The sequence below is a fragment of the Brevundimonas sp. BAL450 genome (assembly GCF_015767455.1).
Classification (GTDB): domain Bacteria; phylum Pseudomonadota; class Alphaproteobacteria; order Caulobacterales; family Caulobacteraceae; genus Brevundimonas; species Brevundimonas abyssalis.
In genome coordinates this window covers 17,074-39,962 of the sequence record NZ_JADWOW010000047.1, presented here as the reverse complement: position 1 = coordinate 39,962, position 22,889 = coordinate 17,074, and the positions used below count along the sequence as shown (strand labels likewise).

The following is a 22,889-nucleotide window of genomic DNA, read 5'->3' as shown; positions in this document are numbered from 1 at the left end:
TTATCCTTACGTCATGATCACCAGCCGTCTTACCAGCAAGGCCCAGACGACCATTCCTCAGGCCGTCCGCAACGCGCTTGGTCTGAAGGAAGGCGATGAACTGGCCTATGAGATCAAGGATGGCCGGGTCACGCTGATCAAGGCCAGAGCGCCCGTTCAGGACGACCCCTTCGCGACCTTTGACGAGTGGGACGGCGAAGCGGATCGTCGGGCCTATGCCGATCTTTGAGCCCGGCGATATCGTTCGGGCTCCCTTTCCCTACACGGATCGGAATACCGAGCAGCATCGACCCGCGCTGGTGGTTTCCAGCATGCCCTTGGGACCCGCGGGGCGTCTGGTCTGGATTCTCATGATCACAAGCGCCGAAAATCGACCATGGGACGGCGACGTGTCCTTTGGGGATGACTATGGCGAAGCCGGCTTGCCGGCGCCGTCGGTGATCAGGACGGCGAAAATCGCCACCGTCGAAACCGGACGTCTCTCGCCAATCGGCCGAGCCCCGCCCATCGTCTTGAGCGCAGTGCATCGACGCTTGGACGCCATACTGACCCTTCCTCCCGGAGATCAGCCATGAAGACCCTCGCCCGGCTCGCCCTGCCCACCGCCCTGGCCTTCGCCGCGCCGGCCGCCGCCCAGCAGGTGATCGCCGACGTAGGGTTCCAGAACTCCGAGGCGGTCCGCTACGACGCGGCGGAGGATCGCTACATCGTCGCCAACCTGGGGCCGCGCGGGCCCGGCAACGACGGCTTCGTCTCGCTGGTGTCGCCCGAGGGCGCGGTGCTGGAGCTGAAGTGGATCGAGGGCGGCGTCGACGGCCTTAGCCTCCATGAGCCTTTGGGCCTGTTCATCCGGGGCGACGAGATCCATGTGGCGGACCAGAGAGCCATCCGGATTTTCGACCGGCGCACCGGCGCGCCGCTGCGCTCCATCGACGTGCCGGACGCGGTGCGCCTGAACGACCTGTACGTCACCGAGGCGGGCGTCGCCTATGTCACCGATTCCGGCACCGACACCGACCCCGGCGCCCTGTACCGCATCCAGCCGGACGGGACGGTGGAGGCGTTCGTCGCGCGATCGGCCGACCTGCACCGGGTCAACGGCGTCGCGGTGACGGCGGAGGGCCTGGTGGTGCACGGGGGCCTGCTGTCGGACGTGCTGACCTTCCGCGATGCGCAGACCGGCGCGGTGGTGCGGGAACTGACCCTGCCCACCGGCCGCATCGACGGCATTGTTCCCCTCGCCGACGGCGGCCTGCTGGTGGCCAGCCAGAACGGTCACAACGTCTATCACGTCAGCGCCGGGGGCGAGGCCCGCGCGGTGGCGGCCGACATCCCCGTGCCCGCCGCCATCGGTTACGACACCCGCCGCGGCCGCCTTCTGGTCCCCCAGATTGTCGCCTCGTCCGTGACGATCTTCGAGATCGAGGTGGACTAGCCCTGGTCCTCCAGCGGCTCGGTCAGGTCGAAGGCGACGCGCAGCAGGCGGTTCTCGCGGGCCAGTTCATAGACATAGGTGTCGCCGGGGTTCACCTCGACCGCCCAGACATTGGTGGTCGAAACCTGGGCGTCGGTGCGGTTGAACAGGTCGATGGAGAACTGATCCACCGGGAACTCCTGACGCGTGGCGGTGCCCTCGGTCTCGGTGTCGCCGCCGTACCAGTGCAGGGTGTGCTCCGTGCCGTCCGGGTCGCGGTGGTCGTGCTTCAGGGTCAGGCCGCCGTCGTCGTTGCGGGTGATGACCCAGGTGCGGCTGTGGTCCTCGCCGACCCAGAACGGGATGCGGATCTCGGTGTCGGAACAGTCGCGCACGTGCATCAGCAGGCGCTGGGCGCGGAAATCGTCGTCCACGGGGTCGTCGGTGACCACCTCGCCCTCGAACCGCTGGCCGCACAGCTCGGTCAGATTGGCGAAGAAGGCGTCCTGGGCGTCGGCGGTCCCGGTTTCCGCCGCCGGAGCCTCGTCATTGGCGGGCTGGGAGCAGGCGGCGATGGCCAGGGCGGACAGGATGACGACGGGGGCGCTGAAGGCCTTCAGGGTGCTTTTCATGGCCGTCAGCCTAACGGCCAGGCCGCCCCGCACAAGGAAAACCGGCGCACACGCGCACAAGGTCCGCCCCGCCGTTGACTTTGGCGCGGGCCTGAGTATGTTCCGCCGCTCCGATTTTCGCGGCCGAGACTCACGTTTCGACGCTTGCTCCAAGGTAGTCCCGATGGCCAAACCGGCTTCCATCAAGATCCGCCTGAACTCCACGGCGGACACCGGCTTCTTCTACGTCACCAAGAAGAACGCCCGCACCATGACCGAGAAGATGGTCGTCCGTAAGTACGACCCGGTCGCGAAGAAGCACGTCGAATTCAAGGAAGGCAAGATCAAGTAATCCTTGATCTGCTGACTGAATTGAAAGCGCCCGGTCGCCCGACCGGGCGTTTTGCTTTGCCTGACCCCCGGCTCAGGCGGGCTCGTTCGCCTTGAACGGCGCCATCTGTTCGGCTAGGGCCCGCCTGAATGCCGGCCGCGCCGTGCACCGCTCCAGATAGGCCGACAGCGCCGGATAGTCCGTCAGGATGTCCAGGTGCCGCAGGTTCCTCAGCACCGTGGCCATCAGGATGTCGGCGGCGCTGAACTGGCCGCCCACGAACCACGGACGCTCGCCCAGCGCCGTCTGAAGATCATCCAGGCGGCGGCGCAGGGCGGCCTCGACCTGCGGACGGCGCTCCACCGTCCAGCTCTCGCCTTCATAGAACAGGTCGATCAGCACCAGATTGGTGACGAAGGGCTCCACGCTGTTCAGGGCCGCGAACATCCAGGTCATGACCATGGCCCGCCCGGCTTCATCCCGAGGCATCAACTGATCAGACTTCTGGGCCAGATAGAGGACGATGGCGCCGGACTCGAACATCTCCACCCGGTCGTCGCGAAAGGCCGGCACCTGACCGAACGGCTGCCAGGCCCGGTACGTAGGCGACGCCTGATCCTCGGGGCCCAGAAGGTGGTCGTCATAGCCGAACCCCGCCTCCTCCAGAGCCCACCGGACCCTGAGGTCACGCACCAGCCCTTGGGCGAAAGGCGGGACCCACTTAAACGCGGACACCTGCATCATGACGCACTCCTCTCCGTTTCACTGCTTGCGTTTTACGTTGATATCAACATAATTACAGCTATGTCAAAGACGATCCCCGCCGCCTTCCAGGCCACCCTGCACATCCGCGACCATTGCCTGTGCCTGCACGCCCAGCGGGCGGCGCGACGGCTGGCGCGGCGATTCGACGAGGCGTTCCGCCCTCTCGGCATCACCAGCGGACAGTTCTCGCTGATGAACGGCCTGAACCGCCCCACGCCGCCGCCCATCAGCGCGCTGGCGACCCTGCTGGCCATGGACCGGTCCACCGTGACTGCCAACCTCAAGCCGCTGGAGCGTCAGGGGCTGGCGACCGTTTCAATCGATCCCGAGGACCGGCGCAGCCGCCGCGCGACCCTGACCGACGAGGGCCGCGCCCTGCTGGCCCGCGCCACCCCCATCTGGATCGCCGTGCACGGCGCGCTCGAGGTCGAACTGGACGGCGGTGGGGACGCGTTGCGAGCCGGCCTGAACGCGGTAGGGTGCCCCTGATCCGCGGTGCTCTTACCCCAGCACCAGCGACACGATCAGGGCGATCAGCAACACCAGGCTGACTCCCTTCCAGAACCGCACCGGGTCGCGCTCCAGCAGCGACATCTCGCGCGCCGGCTCCACCGCCAGCGCCCCGCCGCTCTCCAGCGCCTGCACCAGATCCTGCACGTCGGCCCAGCGGTGGGCCGGGTCCGGCGCGATGGCCCGCATGATCGCCGCCTCCAGCCAGGCGGGCGCGTCCGGCCGCCGCCGCGTCAGGGGCGTGGGCCGCTCGTACGGCAGGCGGCTGTCCGGATCGATCTCGCCCCACGGCGCCTCGCCCGCGAACAGCCGGTACAGCGTCACGCCCAGGGCGAACTGGTCGGTCTTCTCGTCCCCGTCGCTGTCGCCCGCGAACATCTCCGGGGCCACGAAGCCGGGGGTGCCCGGGGCCCGCGCGCCGGTCTCCTCCACCCGCTCCACCCTGGCCACGCCCAGGTCGATCAGCTTGACCCCGCCGTCCGGGCCCAGGATCACATTGTCCGGCTTGATGTCCCGGTGCACGACCCCCTGCCGGTGCAGGGCCATGACCGCCCGCGCGATGCAGGCCGCGATGGCCACCCCCTCGGCCATGGGGATGGGCTCGCCCCGCGACAGCCGCCCGTGCAGGGTGCCGCCCTCATAGAAGGGCTGGACGTTGTACAGCCGGCTCTGACGCGCCGGGTCGACCGGCAGGGTCCGGCCCAGATGGGGGCTGTCCACATGCTGGCCGATGAAGGCCTCGCGCAGCAGGATGGCGCGCAGGTCCGCCTCGGGCAGCTTTCCGGGCTTGGGAAATTTCAGCACCACGGGGTCGCCCCCCTGCCGATCCCGCGCCAGAAACAGCCGCGTGTGCCGCCCGTCGGCCAGTTGCCGCTCCAGCCGCCAGTCGTCCACGATCTCGCCGGCCTTCGGCGGCGGCGGCATGGGCAGGGCCTCGCTGCGGGCCCCCAGCGACGCCCAGTCCAGCGCCCCGGTGCGGATCACGTCGATGACGATGGCGGTGGCGTTGTCCTGCCCGTCCGCCGCCAGCGCCGCCTGGACGACGGCCTGGGCGTCGGCGTCCGGCGAGGCGCGGCGGCCCAGAATGCGGCCGATCTCGGCCTCGTTCAGCGCCCGGTGCGCCCCGTCGGTGGTCAGCAGCAACCGGTCGTGCGGCTCCAGCGCCTGCACCCGCACGTCCAGCTTCACGTCGGACTCGATGCCCACGGCGCGGAACAGCATGTGGTCCTGCCCCGGCCGGTTCAGCACATGGTCGTCGGTCAGACGGGTCAGCACCCCGTCGCGCCAGTGCCACGCCCGGCTGTCGCCCACATGGACCACCGTCGCTTCGCGCCCGCGCAGGATCATGGCCGTGAACGTGGCCGCCGCGCCCTCCATCTTGGGGTCGCTGCGCCCGGTCGCATGGAGCCAGCGGTTGAACCCGCGCAAGGCCGCCGTCGCCGACGCCGCCACCCCCGACAGGGGCTTCTGGTCCAGATAGCCGTCGATGAAGCTGCGCACCGCCAGCTCGGCCGCCACGCGCCCGCCCCGGGCCCCGCCGACGCCATCCGCAATGGCCGCGATCACCCCATGCAGGCGCTGCTCCTCGGGCGAGCCCAGGTGCACCCCGCCAAAGTCCTGATTATCCGCCCGCGGCCCCCGCTCCGTAGCGAACCCCGCCGCGACCTCCAGCCTGTCGTCCGGCATATCCCCTCGCTGGCGACGTCAGGGGAGCGAGCATGGATTGTGCAGTGCGAAAGGGCAATGGGGCGCATCCCGACAGCCCCGACGGAGCCAAGCCTAGCCCCTTGTCATCCCGGAAGCCGCGCCAGCGGCTATCCGGGACGGGACGGCAGCGCCCCACCACTCACCAGTGCAGGGTAAAGGTCCCCCCACTGAGGGTTCCCCGCCTCCACCAGCGCGACCTTCCACGGCCGCCGCCACCGCTTGATCCGCTTCTCCCTCAGGATCGCCTGATCCACGTATTGGTGCGCCTCGTACCAGACCAGCCCGTCGATGCCCTTCTCACGCGTATAGCCGTCAACCTGCCCGCGCCTGTGCTCCTCGACCCGCCGCACCAGATCATTGGTCATCCCCACATACAGCCACCCGCAAGGCCCGCTCGCGAGGATGTAAACCCAGTAGCTGTGCGCCCGCATGTTCCCCTCCACGAGATCGCCGGAACATATCAAGAACATCGATCCACGAAAAGCCCCGTCGTGCAACGCGACGGCGGCGCAGAACCACCCCTTGTCATCCCGGAAGCGCCGCCAGGCGCTATCCGGGACGGGCCAACGCCGGCAGCCCCCCACCCTTCGCCCGACTCAGCCTCCGGCTGTCCGGGCGGCAAGATCAGCGCCCCACCCGTCCCGGCTCTCCGCTTCGCTCCGGCCGGGATGACAAGGAGGGCCCTCGGGCCAAGGCCGTGACCCCTTCCAATCGAAGCCCCTTGTCATCCCGGAAGCCGCGTCAGCGGCTATCCGGGACGGACCAACGGCGGCGTCCTGCAACCCGTCGCCCGGCTCAGCCTCCGGCTGTCCGGGCGGCAAGATCAGCGCCCACCCGTCCCGGCTCTCCGCTTCGCTTCGGCCGGGATGACAAGGAGGGCCCTTGGGCCAAGGCCGTGACCCCTTCCAATCGAAGCCCCTTGTCATCCCGGAAGCGCCGCAAGGCGCTATCCGGGACGAACGGCGCCCCCCCTTCAGGAGGCCCGGACGGCGCCCCGCGCCGATCCGGGCCAACGTCGACAGCTCTCGCCCGTCGCCCGGATCAGCCTCCGGCCGTCCGGGCGGAGAGCTCAGCGCCCCCCCCGTCCCGGCTCTCCGCTTCGCTTCGGCCGGGATGACAAGGAGCCTTTCATCTGGACAGCAGGTGCCGCCCGACCCGCTTCTCCAGCAGCGCCACCAGCTCCGGCTGCATGAAGGCGTAGTCGTCCGGGATGTCGAGGCAGACCACGCGGGCGCGCTTCAGGTGCGCCCTGAACCGGCGCTGGAGCTTCGCGCGGTGGGCGCGCTCCATGACGAAGATGATGTCGGCCCATTCCACCAGTTCGGCGGAGCAAGGCTCCTCCGCATCGGGCGCCAACCCGGCGGAGGCGGTCTCCATGCCGGGCCGATTCGCGAACACCTGCTCGGCCGTGGGCGAGCGCAGGCGGTTGCGGGAACAGAGGAAGAGGAGGTTGGTCAGATAATCATCCGCCCCGCTTCGCGTTCTCGGGATGGCTAGAAAGCCCATCTTCCCCGCCCAAGAACTGAGTTCGAAATATTTCACGCCCAGTGCTTCGATCGATAGCGATCGCATGAACAAGTGTCTCTCGCCTAAGGTCCGACTGCGCCCAGTGAAGAAAGTTCTTATTGATAGTGACCGCAAGATCGCTCGTGACCACGGTGCCAGGGGCCTCCATGGTCATCTTTCCCCTTATACGCTGACCATCAGAGTTCAGGTAAAAGTATTGCACTTCGACTGACACGATTGCCCCTGTCGCTTAGCATTCTCGATAAATCTCTGATTGATCTCGGGCCCGAACATTGCCGCGCTTAGCGAGTGAGTCCCGCCAAACGCGAGATCCAAGCACACTTCGGCCAAAGCCCTTGCTTCATCTTGCTTGTCAGGATGCCATGGGTCGGCTCGTTTCAGGTTGCCATGAAAATAGTACCCTCTCCGATCTGCCAAATGCTCCATCAGCGTCTCAGGCGTATCATATTTCGCTACTAGGGCCCGACCAGGAGCACTCTTGTAAAGAGGATCGGACCGGAATTCGGCAATTGTGCATTCTATAATGGGACGAAACTCATTATTCCCGCAAAATGCTCGAACGAGGCTTGCTTTATGGAATTTTCCATCGCCGTAGAGAGCCTCTATTAGAATAAAGCAATATCTAAAGCACTCTATATATTGCTCATCTATTAGCGCATCTCGCGCTGCAGTTAGCATCCGAGATGAAAAAGATGGATCAAAATCTCCCTCTGAAGCGAAGAACGCTTGTGCGACTATGTCGAATGGAAGCCGACTGACCGGAGGCTCCCTATTAATATTCACTCCATACATATCGAGACGTTGACGTTCTGCATCATCAGCCGGCACATATTCGATCTCAACAGATCGAAGATCTACTTTTACAGAAAAATATAGGTTTATATAGTCTAGAAATCTGGCCGCTACCCGCCGACCCCGGCCTACGGCATCACCCCTTATTGATATGTTTGGCAGGCCACCAGAAGCTTCCGGAATGGTCACTACCGGCAAGTCGTCGTCAGCGAGATTCCGGACGGTCACGATGACAGCCGAGACATCGTCGCCGGCCTGCTCAAAAGCCAGCAACGTGTCGCCACTTTCGAGCGGCCAATGGTCGTCGAGATTGATCTTCTTCTTGAGCGGAAACCGGAGTCGGAGGTCCAAGGCTAAATCCAGGCTACAACGGTATATTATCGTGCTTCTTCCACGGGTTTTGCTGCTGCTTGTTGGCCAGCGTCCCCAGCGCCCGGATCAGCCGCCGCCTTGTCCCGTGCGGCATGATCACGTCGTCGATATAGCCCCGTGACGCCGCCACGAACGGGTTGGCGAAGCGTTCCTTGTACTCGGCCTCGCGGGCGGCCAGCGCCTCCGGGTCGCCGGCCTCCTTGCGGAAGATGATCTCCACGGCCCCCTTGGCGCCCATGACGGCGATCTCGGCGGTGGGCCAGGCGTAGTTGACGTCGCCGCGCAGGTGTTTGGAGCTCATCACGTCATAGGCGCCGCCATAGGCCTTGCGGGTGATGACGGTCAGCTTGGGCACCGTGGCCTCGGCGTAGGCGAACAGCAGCTTGGCGCCGTGCTTGATCAGGCCGCCGTATTCCTGGCGCGTGCCGGGCATGAAGCCGGGCACGTCCACGAAGGTCAGCAGCGGGATTCCAAAGGCGTCGCAGAACCGCACGAAGCGCGCGGCCTTGCGCGACGCATCGATGTCCAGCACGCCCGCCAGCACCTGCGGCTGGTTCGCCACCACGCCCACGGTCTGGCCGTCCAGCCGGCCGAAGCCGGTGATGATGTTGCGGGCGAAGCCTTCGGAGATCTCGAAGAACTCCGCCTCGTCCACCACCTTCAGGATCAGCTCCTTCATGTCATAGGGCTGGTTCGGATTGGCGGGCACCAGGGTGTCCAGGCTGGGCTCGTCGCGCTGCGGCTCGTCATAGCTCTCGCGCACCGGCGGCTTTTCGCGGTTCGACAGGGGCAGGAAGCCCACCAGACGGCGCACTTCCGAAAGCGCCTCCAGATCGTTCTCGAACGCCCCGTCGGCGACGCCGGACTTCTGGGCGTGGACCCGGGCGCCGCCCAGATCCTCGTGGCTGACCACCTCATTGGTCACCGTCTTCACCACGTCGGGGCCGGTGACGTACATGTAGGAGGTGTCCTTCACCATGAAGATGAAGTCGGTGATGGCGGGCGAATAGACGTCGCCCCCCGCGCACGGGCCCATGATGACGCTGATCTGGGGAATGACGCCCGAGGCCAGGGTGTTCTGCAGGAAGATGTCCGCATAGCCCGCCAGGCTCTCGACCCCCTCCTGGATGCGCGCCCCGCCGGCGTCGAAGATGCCGATGATCGGCGCGCCGTTGGTCAGGGCCATGGTCTGCAGCTTGACGATCTTGGCCGCGTGGGCGCCCGACAGCGAGCCGCCGAACACGGTGAAGTCCTTGGAGAACACATAGACCAGCCGCCCGCCGATGGTGCCGCGCCCCGTCACCACCCCGTCGCCGGGGATGCGCTGATCCTGCATGCCGAAGTCGTGGGAGCGGTGCTCCACGAACATGTCGGTTTCCTCGAACGAGCCCTCGTCCAGCAGCACGTCGATGCGCTCGCGCGCCGTCAGCTTGCCCTTGGCGTGCTGGGCCGCGATGCGCTTTTCCCCGCCGCCCTGCTTGGCGGCTTCGCGGCGCTTCTCGAGCTGTTCGAGGATGTCTTGCATGTGGTGTCTCCTTGATGAGCGAGGCTTAAGGAGACGCAGCGGCGGTGGCAAGCAATCCTCCCCCATCGGGGGAGGGGGACCGCGAAGCGGTGGAGGGGGCGCTTCCGCTGCACAGAGAGTTTGATTGCGGTCGAGGTTTCAGAGTGGGGGAGCGGACAGCCCCCTCCACCATGCTGCGCATGGTCCCCCTCCCCAGTGGGGAGGATTACGCCATCCCCGCCAGCCGCGTCAGCTCCGCCACATGGGCGGCGAAGGCCTTGCGTCCTGCGGGCGTCAGCGACAGCCAGGTGCGCTGGCGCCCGTCCACCGCCGCCTTGCGGGGCTTCAGATAGCCGGCCTCCTCCAGCTGCTTCAGATGCTTGGACAGCACCGAGTCCGACACCTTGATGGAGTCGCGGATCATGGCGAACTCGGCCTCGTCGATGCGGGACAGGATGGCGCAGATCTGCAGCCGCCCTGGCGCGTGGATCACCGGATCGAAGACGGGAACGGCGGTCATCCCGCCGTCTCCGCCAGCTCCCGCTTCCACACCGCCATCCAGATGCGGCCGCCGACGATGGCGGCGACGAAGCCCGCCGCCCCGGTGGCCAGCGGCGTCCAGGCGATCCCGGCCGTCTTGCCCCAGAGGGACAGCCCCATCAGGCCGATCAGCACCACGACCAGGCCGATGGCCGCCCAGCGGGCGCGCTTCGGCGAATAGCCGCTGACCCACCAGCCGTATTTCTGCTTCCACCAGTGGATCAGGCCCACCAGCCCGACCATGGACACCACCAGCGCCAGCGCCGCCCACGGCGTCGGCATCCCCTGCCCCGCCACCAGCAGGCCGCAGCAAAGCCCATAGGCGATGTCGTAGCTGAAAGGATACTTCATCTCGCCCGGCACGGCCTGGCGGGCATTTGCGATGGCGTCCAGCGCCTCTCGCGGGTCGGGTTGGTTGGTCATGGCGAACTCCTCACTTTCCATACCGGAAAATGAAGCTGACTTTCCACTTCGTCAAGTGATAGTTTTCCAGATTGGAAAATCAGCGCAGCGCCGCGAACCACCGCTCCAGCATCACCGCCTCGGCACGCAGGCCCTCGGCCCGCTCCGCCGCCTCGGCGTCCACGCCCCAGCGCTCCTCGGTGAAGGCTTCATCCAGCCGCGACAGGTCGAACGCCTCGGCGCCCGACAGGGCCCCGCGCTGCACCGCAAAGGCCAGCACCGCCGAACCCAGCAGCGGCGTGGCCATGGCCAGGCCGGTCAGGGCGTAGTCGTCTAGCGCCAGCGCCTGTTTGCGCACCGCCGCCAGCGCCTCTTCGGCCTGGGACCGGTGCACGATCCCGGCGACGGGAACCAGCACGCAGCCCAGATCCCGCTCGGCCCAGTCGCGCCACGGCGTCCAGTCCCGCGCCTGACGCTCCACCAGGGTGTCCGGCGTCTCGGCCAGATAGCAGATCGCATCCGACCCGGCGTAGGCGGTGATCTCGTCGGCCACCGCCTCGCGCACCTCGCGCACCCGGTCGATGGCGGTGAAGGCCAGCCGTGTGGCGGGCATGGTGGCGGGGATGAGGACATCGCCCTGCCCGGCCCATTCCTCGGCCACCAGCTGCGCGGCGCCTTTCGTCGGCAGCACCAGACTATGGCCCGCCGGGGATTTCGGCATCTTCCCGTCCAGCCTGACCGCCCAGCCCTGCCCGTCCGGCTCGACGCTGACGGCCTTCCAGAACCGGCGCACCTGATCCGGCGCAAACTCGACAAAGCCCGCGGGGCGCTTGGACGGCGTGTCGGCCGCCTTATGGTTGTCCACTAGGGCCCTCTCCTGAAATGCACACGCAACGCCTCAGTCGCGTCATCGAAAACTATACTCTCACCGAATACACCGGGCCCCTCGCACAGGAAAATTCGCCAATTTGCATCAGCGGTCATGCCGAAACGGGCGGTCGCGTTCCTGTGCGCAACCAGATCAGGATGGGTAAGGAAATCGCAAGGACGACGCAGAGCCTCTTCTACGACTTGGCGTATGGCGGGATCGGCGAACAACTCCCGATCATACTGGAAGCTCGCACAGGAATCCGCGTTGATGCAGTCCGGCGCGGGGGGGGCCGCTCAACAAGTGGCAGCCCTGCGCCTTGTGAACCAGGTAACGTTCGAGGCCTGCTCGATCACACGTTCCGCCAGCAGCAAGCGTATAGGCCGCATCCCCCATGTGTTCGTAGTAGCCGCGGCCGGTCATTGACCGAACCAGTGCTTCCTCGGCTGCGGCAGTGAAGGCCATGGAATAGAGGTAGGGATGGTGGCCGTACCAATTGAGCCGTTCGGGGAACGGCCGGGAGCATCCGCTGAGCAGCAACAGCGCGGCCGTCAGGCTGATGAGCGCTTTCACCTGATCCCCCCTCTTGATCGAGGAATTTCTCCTGCCCTCAGGATCTGAGTTCGCAGCACACGGTCAAGTGGTAATGCGCGAAACGGGAGGCCGAAGCGTCCACGAAGCAAGGAAATGGTGAGCCCCCTCGGGTTCGAACCGAGGACCCTCTGATTAAAAGTCAGATGCTCTAACCAACTGAGCTAGGGGCTCCCACACCTTGAAGCGGCGCGGACCATACGGATGTCGCCCCGGCGGGGCAAGACAGGTTGCGACCTCTTTTTTCGCGCCCCTCAGGCCGCCGCTTCGGCTTCGGGTTTAGCCGCCGGGCGTCGTTCGGCGCAGGCCTCGCCCAGGGTCCGGGCCAGCAGGGGCGCGTCGATGGGCTTGGTCAGGAAGGCGTGGACCCCCGCCGCGTCCCAGGCCGCCTTGTGCACATCCATGGCGTTGGCGGTCAGGGCGATGACGGGCGTCGCCACGTTTGGTCCGCCGGCGCGGATGCGGCGCGTGGCCTCCAGCCCGTCCATCACCGGCATCTGCATGTCCATCAGGATGGCGTCGAAGGGCTCGACCCCCGCCGCCTCCACCGCCTCGGCGCCGTTCTCGACCAGGGTCAGGCGACAGCCGTGGGGCTCCAGCAGCAGGGCCAGGATGCGCCGGTTCACCTCGTGATCGTCCACCGCCAGGATGGACCGGCCCTGCAGCGAAACGGTCGCGGGGCGCACGACGGGCGCGGCCTCGACCGCATCGGCCGGGTCCACCGCCTCGACCCGCACGGTCAGGGTGAAGGTCGAGCCCTCGCCCGGCGCGCTGGTCGCCGTCAGGTCGCCGCCCATGGCCTGGGCCAGACGGCGGCTGATGGCCAGGCCGAGGCCCGTGCCCCCGTACCGCCGGGTGTCGCCCGCCGACGCCTGTTCGAAGCTGTCGAAGATGCTGTCGATCTGGTCCGGCGCGATGCCGCATCCGGTGTCGTGAACCTCGGCCGTGAGGGTCGAGGTCGCCTCGTCCCAGCCGACGTTCACCCGGATCGCCCCGTCCCGGGTGAACTTCACCGCATTGGACAGCAGGTTGAACAGGATCTGCTGGAACCGCAGGGGATCGGTGCGGATCGCGTCGGGCACGGCCTCGTCCACCACAACGCTCAGGCGAACGCCGCGGGACGTGGCCTTGGGCTCCCACAGCCGGCGCAGGGCGGCCAGCTTGTTGCGCACATTCATCTCGGTGGATTCCAGCCGCATCTTTCCGGCCTCGATCTTGGAGAAATCCAGCACGTCGTTCAGCAGGCCCAGCAGCATGTCGCCGCCGTCCAGCAGCATGGAGACATGCTCGCGCTGCTGGGCGTCCAGCCGGCTGCGGCGCAGCAGGTTGGCCGCCGAGATGACCGCGTTCAGGGGGGTCCGGATTTCGTGGCTGATGACGGCCAGGAACTCGGACTTGGCCGCGCTGGCGTGTTCGGCCCGGTCGCGCTGGGTCAGGGCCTCGGTTCTGGCCGCCTGCATGTCGCCCGTCGTCCGAATGGACTGCTTCACAGCCACCACCAGGTGCGCCACGTACAGAAGCGCAGCGATCAGAATCGCCACCGCCGCCAGATCGCGGGTCATCGCCAGGGTCAGAAGGGGCAGACCCAGGAAATAGGTCGCATGGGGGATCACCGAGGCGATCAGCAGGGGCCGCACATGGTGCATATGCAGGCTGACGTGCAGCAGGGCGCCCGCCACCTGGATCATGGCGAACAACGGCCCGAAGGGACCGCCCTGGAACCACAGATAGACCGCGATGGACGAATAGATCGCCGTGTTCAGCGCAGCAACGCCGGCACAGAAGGCGCGCCGGGCCCGCGAGGGCTCCCCCTCGCCGAGGCGCATCGGCCGGAACGCGATCCAGTCGAGCGCCTGGCCCGCCAGCATCGTCGTAAACCAGATGACAGGCCAGATCGAGGGCGACATCACCATGGCCGCACCACCGATGAACAGGGCGAGGCCGATGCGGGTGGGCAATTCCCTGCCCCGCGCCGTCGCCACCGCTGCATATCCGGATGTGAGCATGGCCTGTCGGCCTCCCTTGCATTTGCGAACAAGGGTATCTCTCACAGTGCAAACGATTAGTTTCCAAGCCTTGACGGATGTCTCCCCCTCGCGGATGGAACAGGGGCGAGGATCAAGCGTTGCGTGTGGCGACAGGATCCGACCGGGTTGGGGAATGAAGATGAGCAAATTCAGACTGATCTTGGCGATTTCCGCCGTTGCGGCCCTCGCCGCCTGTGACGATGAGGCCTATCGCGATCCGGCGCAGGGCGACCTGCCCCCTCCGCCCGCGATGGAGCCGGCCCCCGCCGCCGAGGATGAGGGCGTGGACACGGCTGCCACGACCCCCGAAACCCCGCCGACGGACTACTCCCAGCTTCCCCCGCCGCCCGAGAGCTCCGAATCAACGGTTCAACCGGAAAGCGAGACACTGTTCTATTGAGGCCCGGTTCCCGCCGCGAGGCTGTCACACGGAGATGCTTGACGCCGGTCACGCCCGGCCTCCACCAGTTCCCGGCGGGCCGGAGAGATTGCGTTTGAAACGTCCGCTTCCCCTGATTGTCGTCGCCCTGACGGTCCTCGGCGCCGCGACGGCCGTCCAGGCCGAGCCTCGCGCCCTGGTGCGCGGCGAGGTCGACGGCGATCTCTTTGAAGCGCTCGAACGCGCCGTGGGCGAGACCGACGCCCGCATCGAAAACCGTTTCCAGGCCCGCCGCCGGGCCGCCGCCGCCGCCGCGAACGCCGAAGCCCTGCTTCGCTCCGAAGGCTACTATCAGTCGGTGATCGAGGAGGTCGTGGAGGGTGAAAGCCCGCCGCGCGCCGTCATCATCGTGACGCCCGGCCCCCGCTTCGCCCTGGATCAACCGCGCGTGGACTGGCTGCAGACGCCGCCCGACGACCAGACCGCCCAGGCCGTGCTCGGCACGGTCGAGACCAAGCCCGGGGCGCCCGGCCGGGCCGCCGACGTCATCGCCATGGAGGGGCGGATCGTCTCCGGCCTCACCCGCCGGGGCTACGCCGACGCCGCCGTCGAGCCCCGTCGCGTGGTCGTGGATCACGCCGTCTTTCTGGTCCAGCCCACCTACCGCATCGACGCCGGGGATCTGGTCCGGCTGGACGGCGTGCGGCTGGAGACCCGGGGCCCGACCCGCCCGGCCTGGGTCGGAGGCCTCGCACCCTGGACCGAGGGCGACGTCTACGATCCCGATGACGTGGCCGAACTCGAGCGCCGCCTGCTGGAGACCGGGGTCTATGACGGGGTCGGCGTCGCCCTCGCCCCCGCCGACCAGACCGACGACCAGGGCCTGCGCCCCATCATCGTCACCCTGACCGACCGACCGCGCCGCATCCTTGAGGCGGGGGTCAGCTATTCCACCACCGAAGGCGCCGGCGTCGACGGCATCTGGACCTGGCACAACCGGTTCGGGCGCGCCGACACCCTGCGCTTCCTCGCCCGCGCCGCGCGCATCGACAGCCGCATCGGCGCCGAGCTGTCCCTGCCCCACTGGCGCCGCCCCGGTCAGACCCTGAGTCTGGCCAGCGCGGCCGTCTATGAAGACACCGACGCCTACGAACGCACCGCCATCAACCTCAGCGCCGACCTGCGCCAGCGCTTCGACCGCACCTCCTGGTACAGCTATGGCGTCGGCCTGGAAGGCGGCCTCTACAACGAGACCCGCTTCGACCCGATCACGCGCGGCCCCGTGGATGTCGAGCGCGACCTGGTGATCCTGACCGGTCGCGGCGGGTTCAACCTGGACCGCTCCAACGACCCGCTCGACCCGCGCCGCGGCTGGCGCCTGTCCGGCTCCGCCCAGCCGACGGCTGTGACCGGCGACGACGACGTCTATTTCCTGCGCGCCGATGTGACGGGCACGGGCTACCTCCCCCTTCAGGATGAAGGCCGCACCGTCCTGGCCGGACGCCTGCGCGTCGGCTCGATCGTCGGCGCCGAGGAGTTCGTGGTCCCGTCCGACCGGCTGTTCTATTCCGGCGGCGGCGGCTCGGTGCGCGGCTATGCTTATCAGGGCGTCGGTCCCCGCCTGACCGACAACACCCCCCGCGGCGGCCTGTCCCTGTTCGAGGCCTCCGTCGAGGTGCGCCGCGACATCGGCGAGAATTTCGGCGCCGTGGTCTTCGTGGACGGCGGCGCGGTCGGCTTCGAGGAGACCCCGAACCTCAGCAACATGCGCTACGGCGCCGGCTTCGGCGTCCGCTACCGCCTGCCCTTCGGCCCCATCCGCGCCGACGTGGCCTTCCCGCTGGACAAGCGCGAAGGCGACGCCGACTTCCAGCTCTACATCAGCATCGGACAGGCGTTTTGACCGACACGCCCACCGAACCTAAAACCCCGCCCGAAACCCCGAAAGAGGCGAAGGCCCGGCGCACGCGCCGGCAGTGGGCCGCCCTGATCGCGGGCATGGTCGCCGGCGGCCTGATCGCCCTCACCGTTCTGGTGCTGATCGGCGGACGCCTGGTCGTCCTGTCCCCCGCCGGGCGCGACCTGGTGATGGGCTTCGTTTCGGGCAAGCAGCTGGGCGACTACGGCGCCATCACTGTGGAGGGCCTGTCCGGCGACCTCTGGGACGACTTCACCATCGACCGGGTCACGGTCACCGATGAGGAAGGCGTCTGGCTGGAAGCCACCGACGTGCGGGTGGACTGGTCCTATCTGGCGCTGGTCACCCGGCGCTTTCACGCCAGCGAGATCACGGCCGACCGCATCCGTCTGATCCGCCGCCCCATCGTCGAGCCTTCCGACGACCCGCCCGGCGGCGGCCTCCCGCTTACCATCGACATCGACCGGTTCTCGGCCAACATCGACCTGGAGGAGGGCTTCAGCCAGGAATATGGCCGCTGGACCCTGACCGGTCAGACCAACATCCGCCGCGTGGGCCTGAAGACCGCCGAGGTCCGGGCCTTCAGCCTCACGCGGCGGGGCGACTTCCTCCGCGCCGACGTGCAGTGGGGCGACGGCATCGACGACCTGCGCGTGAACGCCCTGGCGCAGGAGGCGGGCGGCGGCCCCCTGGCCGGCGCCCTGGGCTATTCGCCGGACGAGCCGTTCCGCGCCCGCGCCCGGATCGACGGCGAGGGCGTCAGCGCCCTCGTCCGCACCGGCGAATTCACGCCCCTGACCATCGACGGCCGCTTCCGGCAGGGCGGCGGCACCCGCATTTCGGGCCATGCCGACTTCTCGGGCTCGGACCTGCTGGAGCCCTTCGTGCGCCGCATCGGCCGCACCGCCCGCTTCGGCCTCGCCACGGTCGCCGATCCCGAACGGCCGGGCTTCGAGGCCATGGCCTGGGATCTGCGCGCCGAGAATTTCACCTCCCGCGCCCGGGGCTTCGTCCGCTCGGCGGACCGCGCCGTGCCCGACGGCATCCGCCTGAACGTGGCCACCCCCTCCCTCACCCGGCTGACCGGAGCCCGTCTGGCCGGACCCGCCGCCTGGGCGGGCCTGTTCCAGGGCGACGCCGCGGCCTGGTCGCTGGACGGCGCCGTCAGCGTCCGCAATCTGACGGCCGCCAGCTACAGCGCCGCCCGTCTGAGCGGCCCCCTGAACGTGCAGGTCCGCGACGGCCGCATGGCGCTGGACGGCGACCTGGCGGTCCAGGGCGGCTCCCGCTCGGGCGTCATCGGCGGCCTCCTCGGCGCCCAGCCGCGCGTGGCCTTCGAGAGCGCGCGCACCCCTGACGGCGCTTTCCTGCTCGAGGACATCGACCTGCGCGGTCAGGGCCTGATCGTGGACGGTTCCGGCGCCCGTGGCATGAACGGCTCGCTGCGCTTCTCGGGCCGGGCCGAGGTCACGGACGCGAGACTGGTCCGCCCCGCCGCGCGCGGCGCTTTCGGCGGACCCATCCGCGCAAGCCGGGCCGAGCCCGGCGCGCCGTGGCGCATCACCTTCGACGGACGGGGCCGCCGCTTCGCCACCGGCATGGCCGAACTGGACCGGTTGCTGGGCGCGACACCGCGTCTGGCCGTCACCGCCGCCTATGACGAGGGGCGCATCGCCATCGACAGCGCCCGGCTGACCGGCACGGCCGGTCGCGCCACGGCCCGGGGGCTGATCGGCGGCGACGGCGCCCTGCGCCTCGCCCTGGACTGGGACGCCGAGGGTCCGTTCGGCGTGGGTCCCGTGGCCATCGACGGCGCCATGACCGGCGAAGGCGCCCTCACCGGGACCCTGTCCCGGCCCCGCGCCGACCTGACGGCCCAGTTCGCCGAGGTCGCGGCCGGGCCGCTCACCCTGACGGACGCCGATCTGGTGCTCAGCTTCCGGCGCGGCGCCAACGCCTCCGACGGCCGCGTGGCCCTGACCGCCGACAGCAACTATGGCCCCGCCCGCGCCTCGGGCGACTTCTTCCTGGCCGACGGCGGGGTCCGGCTCAGCGGCGTGGACGTGAACGCCGGCAGCGTCGAGGCCCAGGGCGACATCGCCCTGGTCGGCGGCGCCCCCGCCAGCGCCGACCTGACCTTCACCGCCCGCCAGGGCGCCTTCCTCGCCTCCGGCCAGGCGGACGGGCGCGTGCGCCTGACCGAAGGCGCCGGCTCGGACACCGCCATCCTCGACGTCACCGGCCGCAATGTCCGCTTCGCCGGCTCCAGCTATCTGATCCGCACCCTGGACCTGGAGGGCCGGGGCACGCTGAGCCGCCTGCCCTTCACCCTGACTGCGGACGTTGTGGGCGACACCCCCGTGGAGTTTGACGGCTCCGGCGTCTACGCCCGCGCCAATGGCTCCCAGACCGTCACCCTGTCCGGCGACGGACGGGTGCGCGAGATCGCCTTCAACACCCGCAGCCCCGCTGTGATCGCCCTGGCGGGCGACGGTCGGGTCGTTCGGGTCGATCTGGGCGTCGGCGGCGGCGCCCTGGTGGGCGAACTGCGTCAGGACAGCAACGCCTCCCTGATCGAGGCCAATCTGACCAGCGTGAACCTCGGCTCCCTGTCGCCCGACCTGCGCGGACGCGTCACCGGCCGGGTGTCCCTGCGCGGCGCCGGCGACGACCTGTCCGGCTCCGCCAATCTGACCATGACCGAACTGCGCAGCGTCGACGCCGCCGAAGGTCTGGAGGTCAACGGAACCCTGGACGCCCGTCTGGCCGGCGACACCCTGCACCTCCGGGCCCGGGCCGTGGACGAAGGCGGCGTTCAGGCCAGCGCCGAGCTGACCCTGCCGGTCGAGACCTCCGCCGCCCCCCTGCGCCTGGCGGTCAACCGCACCCGCCCCATGTCCGGCGAGGTGTCGCTCAGCGGCCAGGTCCAGCCCATCTGGGACATCTTCCTCGGCGGCGAACAGCGTCTGGCGGGTCAGGTCGACGGCCAGGCCGACATCGCCGGCTCCATCAACGACCCGCGCATCACCGGCACCCTTGATGTGCGCGAGGGCATGTTCCGCGACACCATCACCGGCGTCCGCCTGGAAGGCCTGACCCTGGCCGCCCGTTTCGACGGCGAGTCCGCCCAGGTCCAGACCTTCTCCGCCAACGACGGCTCCGGCGGCACGGTATCCGGCTCCGGCCGCATGAACCTGCGCCAGGGATCGGCCTCCAGCTTCACCCTGAATCTCTCCAGTTTCCGCCTGATCGACAACGAGATCGCCACCGCCGACGCCTCCGGCCCGGTCACCGTGACGCGCGGCGCCGACGGCAACATCCAGCTGATGGGCCGCCTGAACATCGACGAGGCCGAGGTCGCGGCCAATCCTCTCGGCGGCAACGGCATCGTGCGCATGGACGTGATCGAGGTGAACCGGCCCGGGGGCGATCCGGTCGTCAACGGCCAGGACGACCCCGAAGCCGAACGACGCGGCCCCACCATCGGGCTCGACATCGTGCTGCGCTCCCCCAACGGCCAGGTCTGGGTGCGCGGGCGCGGTCTGAATGTGGAGATGAACGTCAACGCCCGCGTGCGCGGCTCCCTCGCCAGCCCGCAGCTGACCGGCACGGCGCAGGTGGTGCGCGGCGACTATGATTTCGCGGGCAAGCGTTTCGTGTTCGACGAGCGCGGCACGGTCACCCTGTCCACCAACACCGACCGCATCCGCCTCGACCTGCGCGCCGTGCGCGAGGATCCGGCCCTGACCGCCGAGGTGCGGGTGACCGGCACCGCCGCCTCTCCCGAGATCGAACTGACCTCCACGCCCCAGCTGCCCCAGGACGAGATCCTGTCCCAGGTCCTGTTCGGCCGTTCGGCGTCCCAGCTGTCGGCCTTCGAGGCGGCCCAGCTGGCCTCGGGCGTGGCGTCCCTGGCGGGCGGCGGCGGCTTCGACGTGCTGGGCAATCTGCGCGAGTTCGCCGGTCTGGACCGCCTGTCCTTCGGCGGCGACGCCTCGGCCCTGACCGTCGCGGGCGGCCGCTACCTGACTGACAACGTCTATTTCGAGGTCATCGGCGGCGGCGAGGCAGGCGGCGCCGTTCAGGTGGAGTGGCAGGTCCGACGCAACATCGCCGTGACCTCGCGCGTCGGCGGCGACGGCGACGCGCGCCTGGCCATCCGCTGGCGCAACCAGACCCGGCAGCCGGGCACGGGCCGCCGCGATCGTCGCCCCAACCGGACCGAATAGGGCTCCGGCGCACGAATATTGCCTGACTTGGCTTTTGTCCCGCCGGGCGCGTAGGGTCCGCCCGCATGAAGATTCACCCCCACGACCAGACGGTTCTCGACCGCGTCGCCGAGGCTGGCGCGCACATCCTGTCGCGCGCCGTCGCCTGGAGCGGGATCAACTCCGGCAGCCGCAACGACGCCGGTCTCGCCCGCATGCTGGACGTGCTGGAGGCCGAGGCGCGGACCCTGCCCGCCGAAATCGCGCGCATCCCCACCTCCCCCTCATCCATCGTCGGCGACGACGGCCGGGTGATCCAACAGGCCCACGCCGACTGCCTGAAGATCACCGCCCGCCCTGACGCCCCGATCCAGGTGGTCCTGACCGGCCACTATGACACGGTGTTTCCCGCCGACAGCCCGTTCCAGACCGTGACGACGCGGGCCGACGGCGCCCTCAACGGCCCCGGTCTGGCCGACATGAAGGGCGGCATCTCCGTCCTGCTGGGCGCGCTGGACGCCTTCGAGGCCCACCCGGACAAGGACCGCGTCGGCTGGACCGTCCTGCTGTCCCCGGACGAGGAGATCGGCTCCCCCGCCTCCGCCCCCCTGCTGGCCGAGCTGGGCGCGCGCGGGCATCTGGGCCTGACCTATGAACCGGCCTTGGCGGACGGCACCCTCGCCGGCGCCCGCAAGGGCAGCGGCAACTGGCACCTGATCGTCACCGGCAAGGCGGCCCACGCGGGCCGCGCCTTCGAGGAGGGCCGCAACGCCGTGGCCGGCGCGGCCATCCTCGCCGCCGCCCTGCATGGCCTGAACGGCCAGCGCGAGGGCGTCAGCGTCAATGTGGCGAAGATCTCCGGCGGCGGCGCCCTGAACGTGGTGGCCGACAACGCCGTGGTCCGCTTCAACGTCCGCGTCCCCGACGCCCAGTCCGCCGCCTGGATCGAACACGCCGTCACCGAGATCGCCTCGACCCCGCCGTTCGAGGGCCTGAGCCTGCACCTTCACGGCGGCTTCACCCGCCCGCCCAAGCCCATGGACGCGGCCCAGACCGAGCTGTTCGAGGCCGTGCGCCAGACCGGCGCCCTGCTGGGCCAGACCATCGCCTGGAAGTCATCGGGCGGTGTGTGTGAGGGCAACAATCTGCACGCCGCGGGCCTGCCCAATATCGACACCCTGGGGGTGCTGGGCGGCGACATTCACTCCGAGGACGAGTTCGCCTGGCCCGACAGCTTCGTCGAACGGGCGCAGCTCTCCGTCCTGATCCTGTGCAAGACCGCCTCGGGCGAGATCGACGCCCACCGCCTGAAATCCCTTCGACTGGAGACCCTGTAACCGCATGCTCGTCGTCCGCCCCGCCGGGCCCTCCGATCTCGACTCCCTGCTCGAACTGGCCATCCTCTCCGGCCCCGGCTTCACCAGCCTGCCCGAGGACGCCGACGTCCTGTCCGAACGGCTGGACATCAGCCGCGACAGCTTCACCGGCACGCTGCCGCCCCAGGAGCGCTGGTACACCCTGATGCTCGAGGACACCGCCACCGGCGACGTGGACGGCGTCGGCAGCGTCAAGGCGGCGGTGGGGCTGAAGCGGCCGTTCTTCTCGTTCCGCATCGTCAATCACACCCAGTCCTCGCCCTCCATGAACGTGCGGCTGGATCACCAGACCCTGGTGCTGGTCAACGAGTGCACCGGCTGGACCGAGGTGGGCTCGCTGTTCCTCAAGGCCGACCGGCGCAAGGGCGGCGCGGGCCGCCTTCTGTCCCAGTCCCGCTACATGCTGATCGGCGCCGATCCCGACCTGTTCGCCGACAATGTGCTGGCCGAGCTGCGCGGCGTCTTCACCCCCGACGGCGCCTGTCCGTTCTGGGACCATGTGGCGCACAAATTCTTCCCCATGGAGTTCGACGACGCGGACCGCATGACCGGCTCCACCGACAAGCAGTTCATCGTCGACCTGGCCCCGCGCCACCCCATCTACATCGGCCTGCTGCCCGAGCCCGCCCGCGCCGTGATCGGCAAGGTGCACCCCCAGGGCGTGCCCGCCATGGCCCTGCTGGAATCCGAGGGCTTCCGCCCCAACGGCCTGGTGGACATCTTCGACGGCGGCCCCACCGTGGCCTGCGAGCGCGACAACATCCGCACCGTCCGCGACGCCCGCACCCTGACCCTGGCCGTCGCCGACGAGGTGGACGTGGAACTGGTCTCCCTCGCCTCCACCGACAGCGTCACCGCCTTCCGCGCCGTGCGCACCAAGGTGGCCATCGACGGGGACACCGCCCATATGAGCAAGGAAGCCGCCGACGCCCTGAAACTCAAACCCGGCGGCGTCGTTCGGGTTAAGAGCTGACTTAGAAACCCGCTCATCCCCGCGAACGCGGGGACACAGTCCTGTCCAGCTTGACGCTGATGCTTCAGGATTGG

At 68.7% G+C, this 22,889-nt stretch carries 22 protein-coding genes and 1 tRNA gene; 10 read left to right on the top strand and 13 right to left on the bottom strand.

All coding sequences use genetic code 11. The features are described 5' to 3' along the window. The first annotated feature begins 13 nt into the window (after positions 1-13). The 3 genes from IWC96_RS06650 to IWC96_RS06640 are packed head-to-tail and all read left to right on the top strand — an operon-like array spanning position 14 to position 1,435. Entirely contained in the window at positions 14-229 is a 216-nt protein-coding gene (locus IWC96_RS06650) for a type II toxin-antitoxin system PrlF family antitoxin (RefSeq protein ID WP_021695969.1), read from the top strand. Next, complete coding sequence (locus IWC96_RS06645) at positions 216-575, top strand: type II toxin-antitoxin system PemK/MazF family toxin (protein WP_081703363.1); 360 nt, start codon at positions 216-218, stop codon at positions 573-575. The genes IWC96_RS06650 and IWC96_RS06645 overlap by 14 nt, the downstream gene beginning before the upstream one ends. Beyond that, positions 572-1,435 carry an SMP-30/gluconolactonase/LRE family protein gene (locus tag IWC96_RS06640; RefSeq protein WP_021695967.1) on the top strand — a complete coding sequence of 288 codons (864 nt, stop codon included), beginning with the start codon at positions 572-574 and terminating at the stop codon, positions 1,433-1,435. The genes IWC96_RS06645 and IWC96_RS06640 overlap by 4 nt, the downstream gene beginning before the upstream one ends. Here IWC96_RS06640 and IWC96_RS06635 read toward each other — a convergent pair. Then, positions 1,432-2,046, bottom strand: a complete 615-nt coding sequence (locus IWC96_RS06635; protein WP_021695966.1) for a hypothetical protein — start codon at positions 2,044-2,046, stop codon at positions 1,432-1,434. The two genes, IWC96_RS06640 and IWC96_RS06635, sit on opposite strands and share 4 nt — an antisense overlap. A gap of 163 nt (positions 2,047-2,209) precedes the next feature. On the opposite strand from IWC96_RS06635, the gene rpmG reads away from it, so the two are divergent. After that, complete coding sequence (gene rpmG, locus IWC96_RS06630; RefSeq protein ID WP_021695965.1) at positions 2,210-2,377, top strand: 50S ribosomal protein L33; 168 nt, start codon at positions 2,210-2,212, stop codon at positions 2,375-2,377. Positions 2,378-2,449: 72 nt separating this feature from the next. Here the strand turns inward: rpmG and IWC96_RS06625 are convergent, their stop codons facing one another. After that, complete coding sequence (locus tag IWC96_RS06625; protein WP_196838614.1) at positions 2,450-3,100, bottom strand: glutathione S-transferase family protein; 651 nt, start codon at positions 3,098-3,100, stop codon at positions 2,450-2,452. Positions 3,101-3,160: 60 nt separating this feature from the next. On the opposite strand from IWC96_RS06625, the gene IWC96_RS06620 reads away from it, so the two are divergent. Continuing rightward, positions 3,161-3,610, top strand: coding sequence for a MarR family winged helix-turn-helix transcriptional regulator (locus tag IWC96_RS06620; RefSeq protein ID WP_196838613.1), 450 nt, complete (start codon positions 3,161-3,163; stop codon positions 3,608-3,610). A gap of 12 nt (positions 3,611-3,622) precedes the next feature. On the opposite strand, the gene IWC96_RS06615 is transcribed toward IWC96_RS06620, so the two are convergent. The 11 genes from IWC96_RS06615 to IWC96_RS06565 all read right to left on the bottom strand — a co-directional run bounded on the left by IWC96_RS06615 (position 3,623) and on the right by IWC96_RS06565 (position 13,940). Then, complete coding sequence (locus IWC96_RS06615; protein WP_196838612.1) at positions 3,623-5,317, bottom strand: bifunctional protein-serine/threonine kinase/phosphatase; 1,695 nt, start codon at positions 5,315-5,317, stop codon at positions 3,623-3,625. Between the two features lie 128 nt (positions 5,318-5,445). Beyond that, positions 5,446-5,808, bottom strand: a complete 363-nt coding sequence (locus IWC96_RS06610) for a GIY-YIG nuclease family protein (RefSeq protein ID WP_231378939.1) — start codon at positions 5,806-5,808, stop codon at positions 5,446-5,448. Between the two features lie 658 nt (positions 5,809-6,466). Then, entirely contained in the window at positions 6,467-6,844 is a 378-nt protein-coding gene (locus tag IWC96_RS06605; RefSeq protein WP_196838611.1) for a low molecular weight protein tyrosine phosphatase family protein, read from the bottom strand. 204 nt (positions 6,845-7,048) lie between these two features. Next, a complete protein-coding gene (locus tag IWC96_RS06600) occupies positions 7,049-8,008 on the bottom strand; it encodes a hypothetical protein (RefSeq protein WP_196838610.1) in 960 nt (319 codons plus the stop codon). A 13-nt stretch (positions 8,009-8,021) separates the two neighbouring features. Then, positions 8,022-9,554, bottom strand: coding sequence for an acyl-CoA carboxylase subunit beta (locus tag IWC96_RS06595; RefSeq protein ID WP_196838609.1), 1,533 nt, complete (start codon positions 9,552-9,554; stop codon positions 8,022-8,024). A gap of 205 nt (positions 9,555-9,759) precedes the next feature. Beyond that, a complete protein-coding gene (locus IWC96_RS06590; protein ID WP_021697243.1) occupies positions 9,760-10,053 on the bottom strand; it encodes a transcriptional regulator in 294 nt (97 codons plus the stop codon). Beyond that, on the bottom strand, positions 10,050-10,496 hold the full coding sequence (locus IWC96_RS06585; protein WP_148291464.1) for a hypothetical protein: 447 nt from the start codon (positions 10,494-10,496) through the stop codon (positions 10,050-10,052). The genes IWC96_RS06590 and IWC96_RS06585 overlap by 4 nt, the downstream gene beginning before the upstream one ends. Before the next feature lie 79 nt (positions 10,497-10,575). Continuing rightward, positions 10,576-11,340, bottom strand: coding sequence for an ATP12 family chaperone protein (locus IWC96_RS06580; RefSeq protein ID WP_021697241.1), 765 nt, complete (start codon positions 11,338-11,340; stop codon positions 10,576-10,578). A 240-nt stretch (positions 11,341-11,580) separates the two neighbouring features. Continuing rightward, on the bottom strand, positions 11,581-11,916 hold the full coding sequence (locus IWC96_RS06575) for a hypothetical protein (RefSeq protein ID WP_148291463.1): 336 nt from the start codon (positions 11,914-11,916) through the stop codon (positions 11,581-11,583). A 115-nt stretch (positions 11,917-12,031) separates the two neighbouring features. Next, positions 12,032-12,108: transfer RNA gene (locus tag IWC96_RS06570), tRNA-Lys, on the bottom strand. Positions 12,109-12,188: 80 nt separating this feature from the next. After that, positions 12,189-13,940: an ATP-binding protein gene (locus tag IWC96_RS06565; RefSeq protein ID WP_196838608.1), complete on the bottom strand. Its 1,752-nt coding sequence runs from the start codon at positions 13,938-13,940 to the stop codon at positions 12,189-12,191. Positions 13,941-14,100: 160 nt separating this feature from the next. Here IWC96_RS06565 and IWC96_RS06560 point away from each other — a divergent pair, with 160 nt between their 5' ends. The 5 genes from IWC96_RS06560 (at position 14,101) to IWC96_RS06540 (ending at position 22,815) form a co-directional block, all read left to right on the top strand. Continuing rightward, positions 14,101-14,361, top strand: coding sequence for a hypothetical protein (locus IWC96_RS06560; protein WP_045318999.1), 261 nt, complete (start codon positions 14,101-14,103; stop codon positions 14,359-14,361). Positions 14,362-14,455: 94 nt separating this feature from the next. After that, positions 14,456-16,243, top strand: coding sequence for an autotransporter assembly complex family protein (locus IWC96_RS06555; protein WP_231378938.1), 1,788 nt, complete (start codon positions 14,456-14,458; stop codon positions 16,241-16,243). After that, complete coding sequence (locus tag IWC96_RS06550) at positions 16,240-20,487, top strand: translocation/assembly module TamB domain-containing protein (protein WP_231378937.1); 4,248 nt, start codon at positions 16,240-16,242, stop codon at positions 20,485-20,487. The genes IWC96_RS06555 and IWC96_RS06550 overlap by 4 nt, the downstream gene beginning before the upstream one ends. 65 nt (positions 20,488-20,552) lie before the next feature. Continuing rightward, complete coding sequence (locus tag IWC96_RS06545) at positions 20,553-21,803, top strand: hydrolase (protein WP_196838606.1); 1,251 nt, start codon at positions 20,553-20,555, stop codon at positions 21,801-21,803. Positions 21,804-21,807: 4 nt separating this feature from the next. Next, positions 21,808-22,815 carry an arginine N-succinyltransferase gene (locus IWC96_RS06540; RefSeq protein ID WP_021697231.1) on the top strand — a complete coding sequence of 336 codons (1,008 nt, stop codon included), beginning with the start codon at positions 21,808-21,810 and terminating at the stop codon, positions 22,813-22,815. Positions 22,816-22,889: the final 74 nt, after the last annotated feature.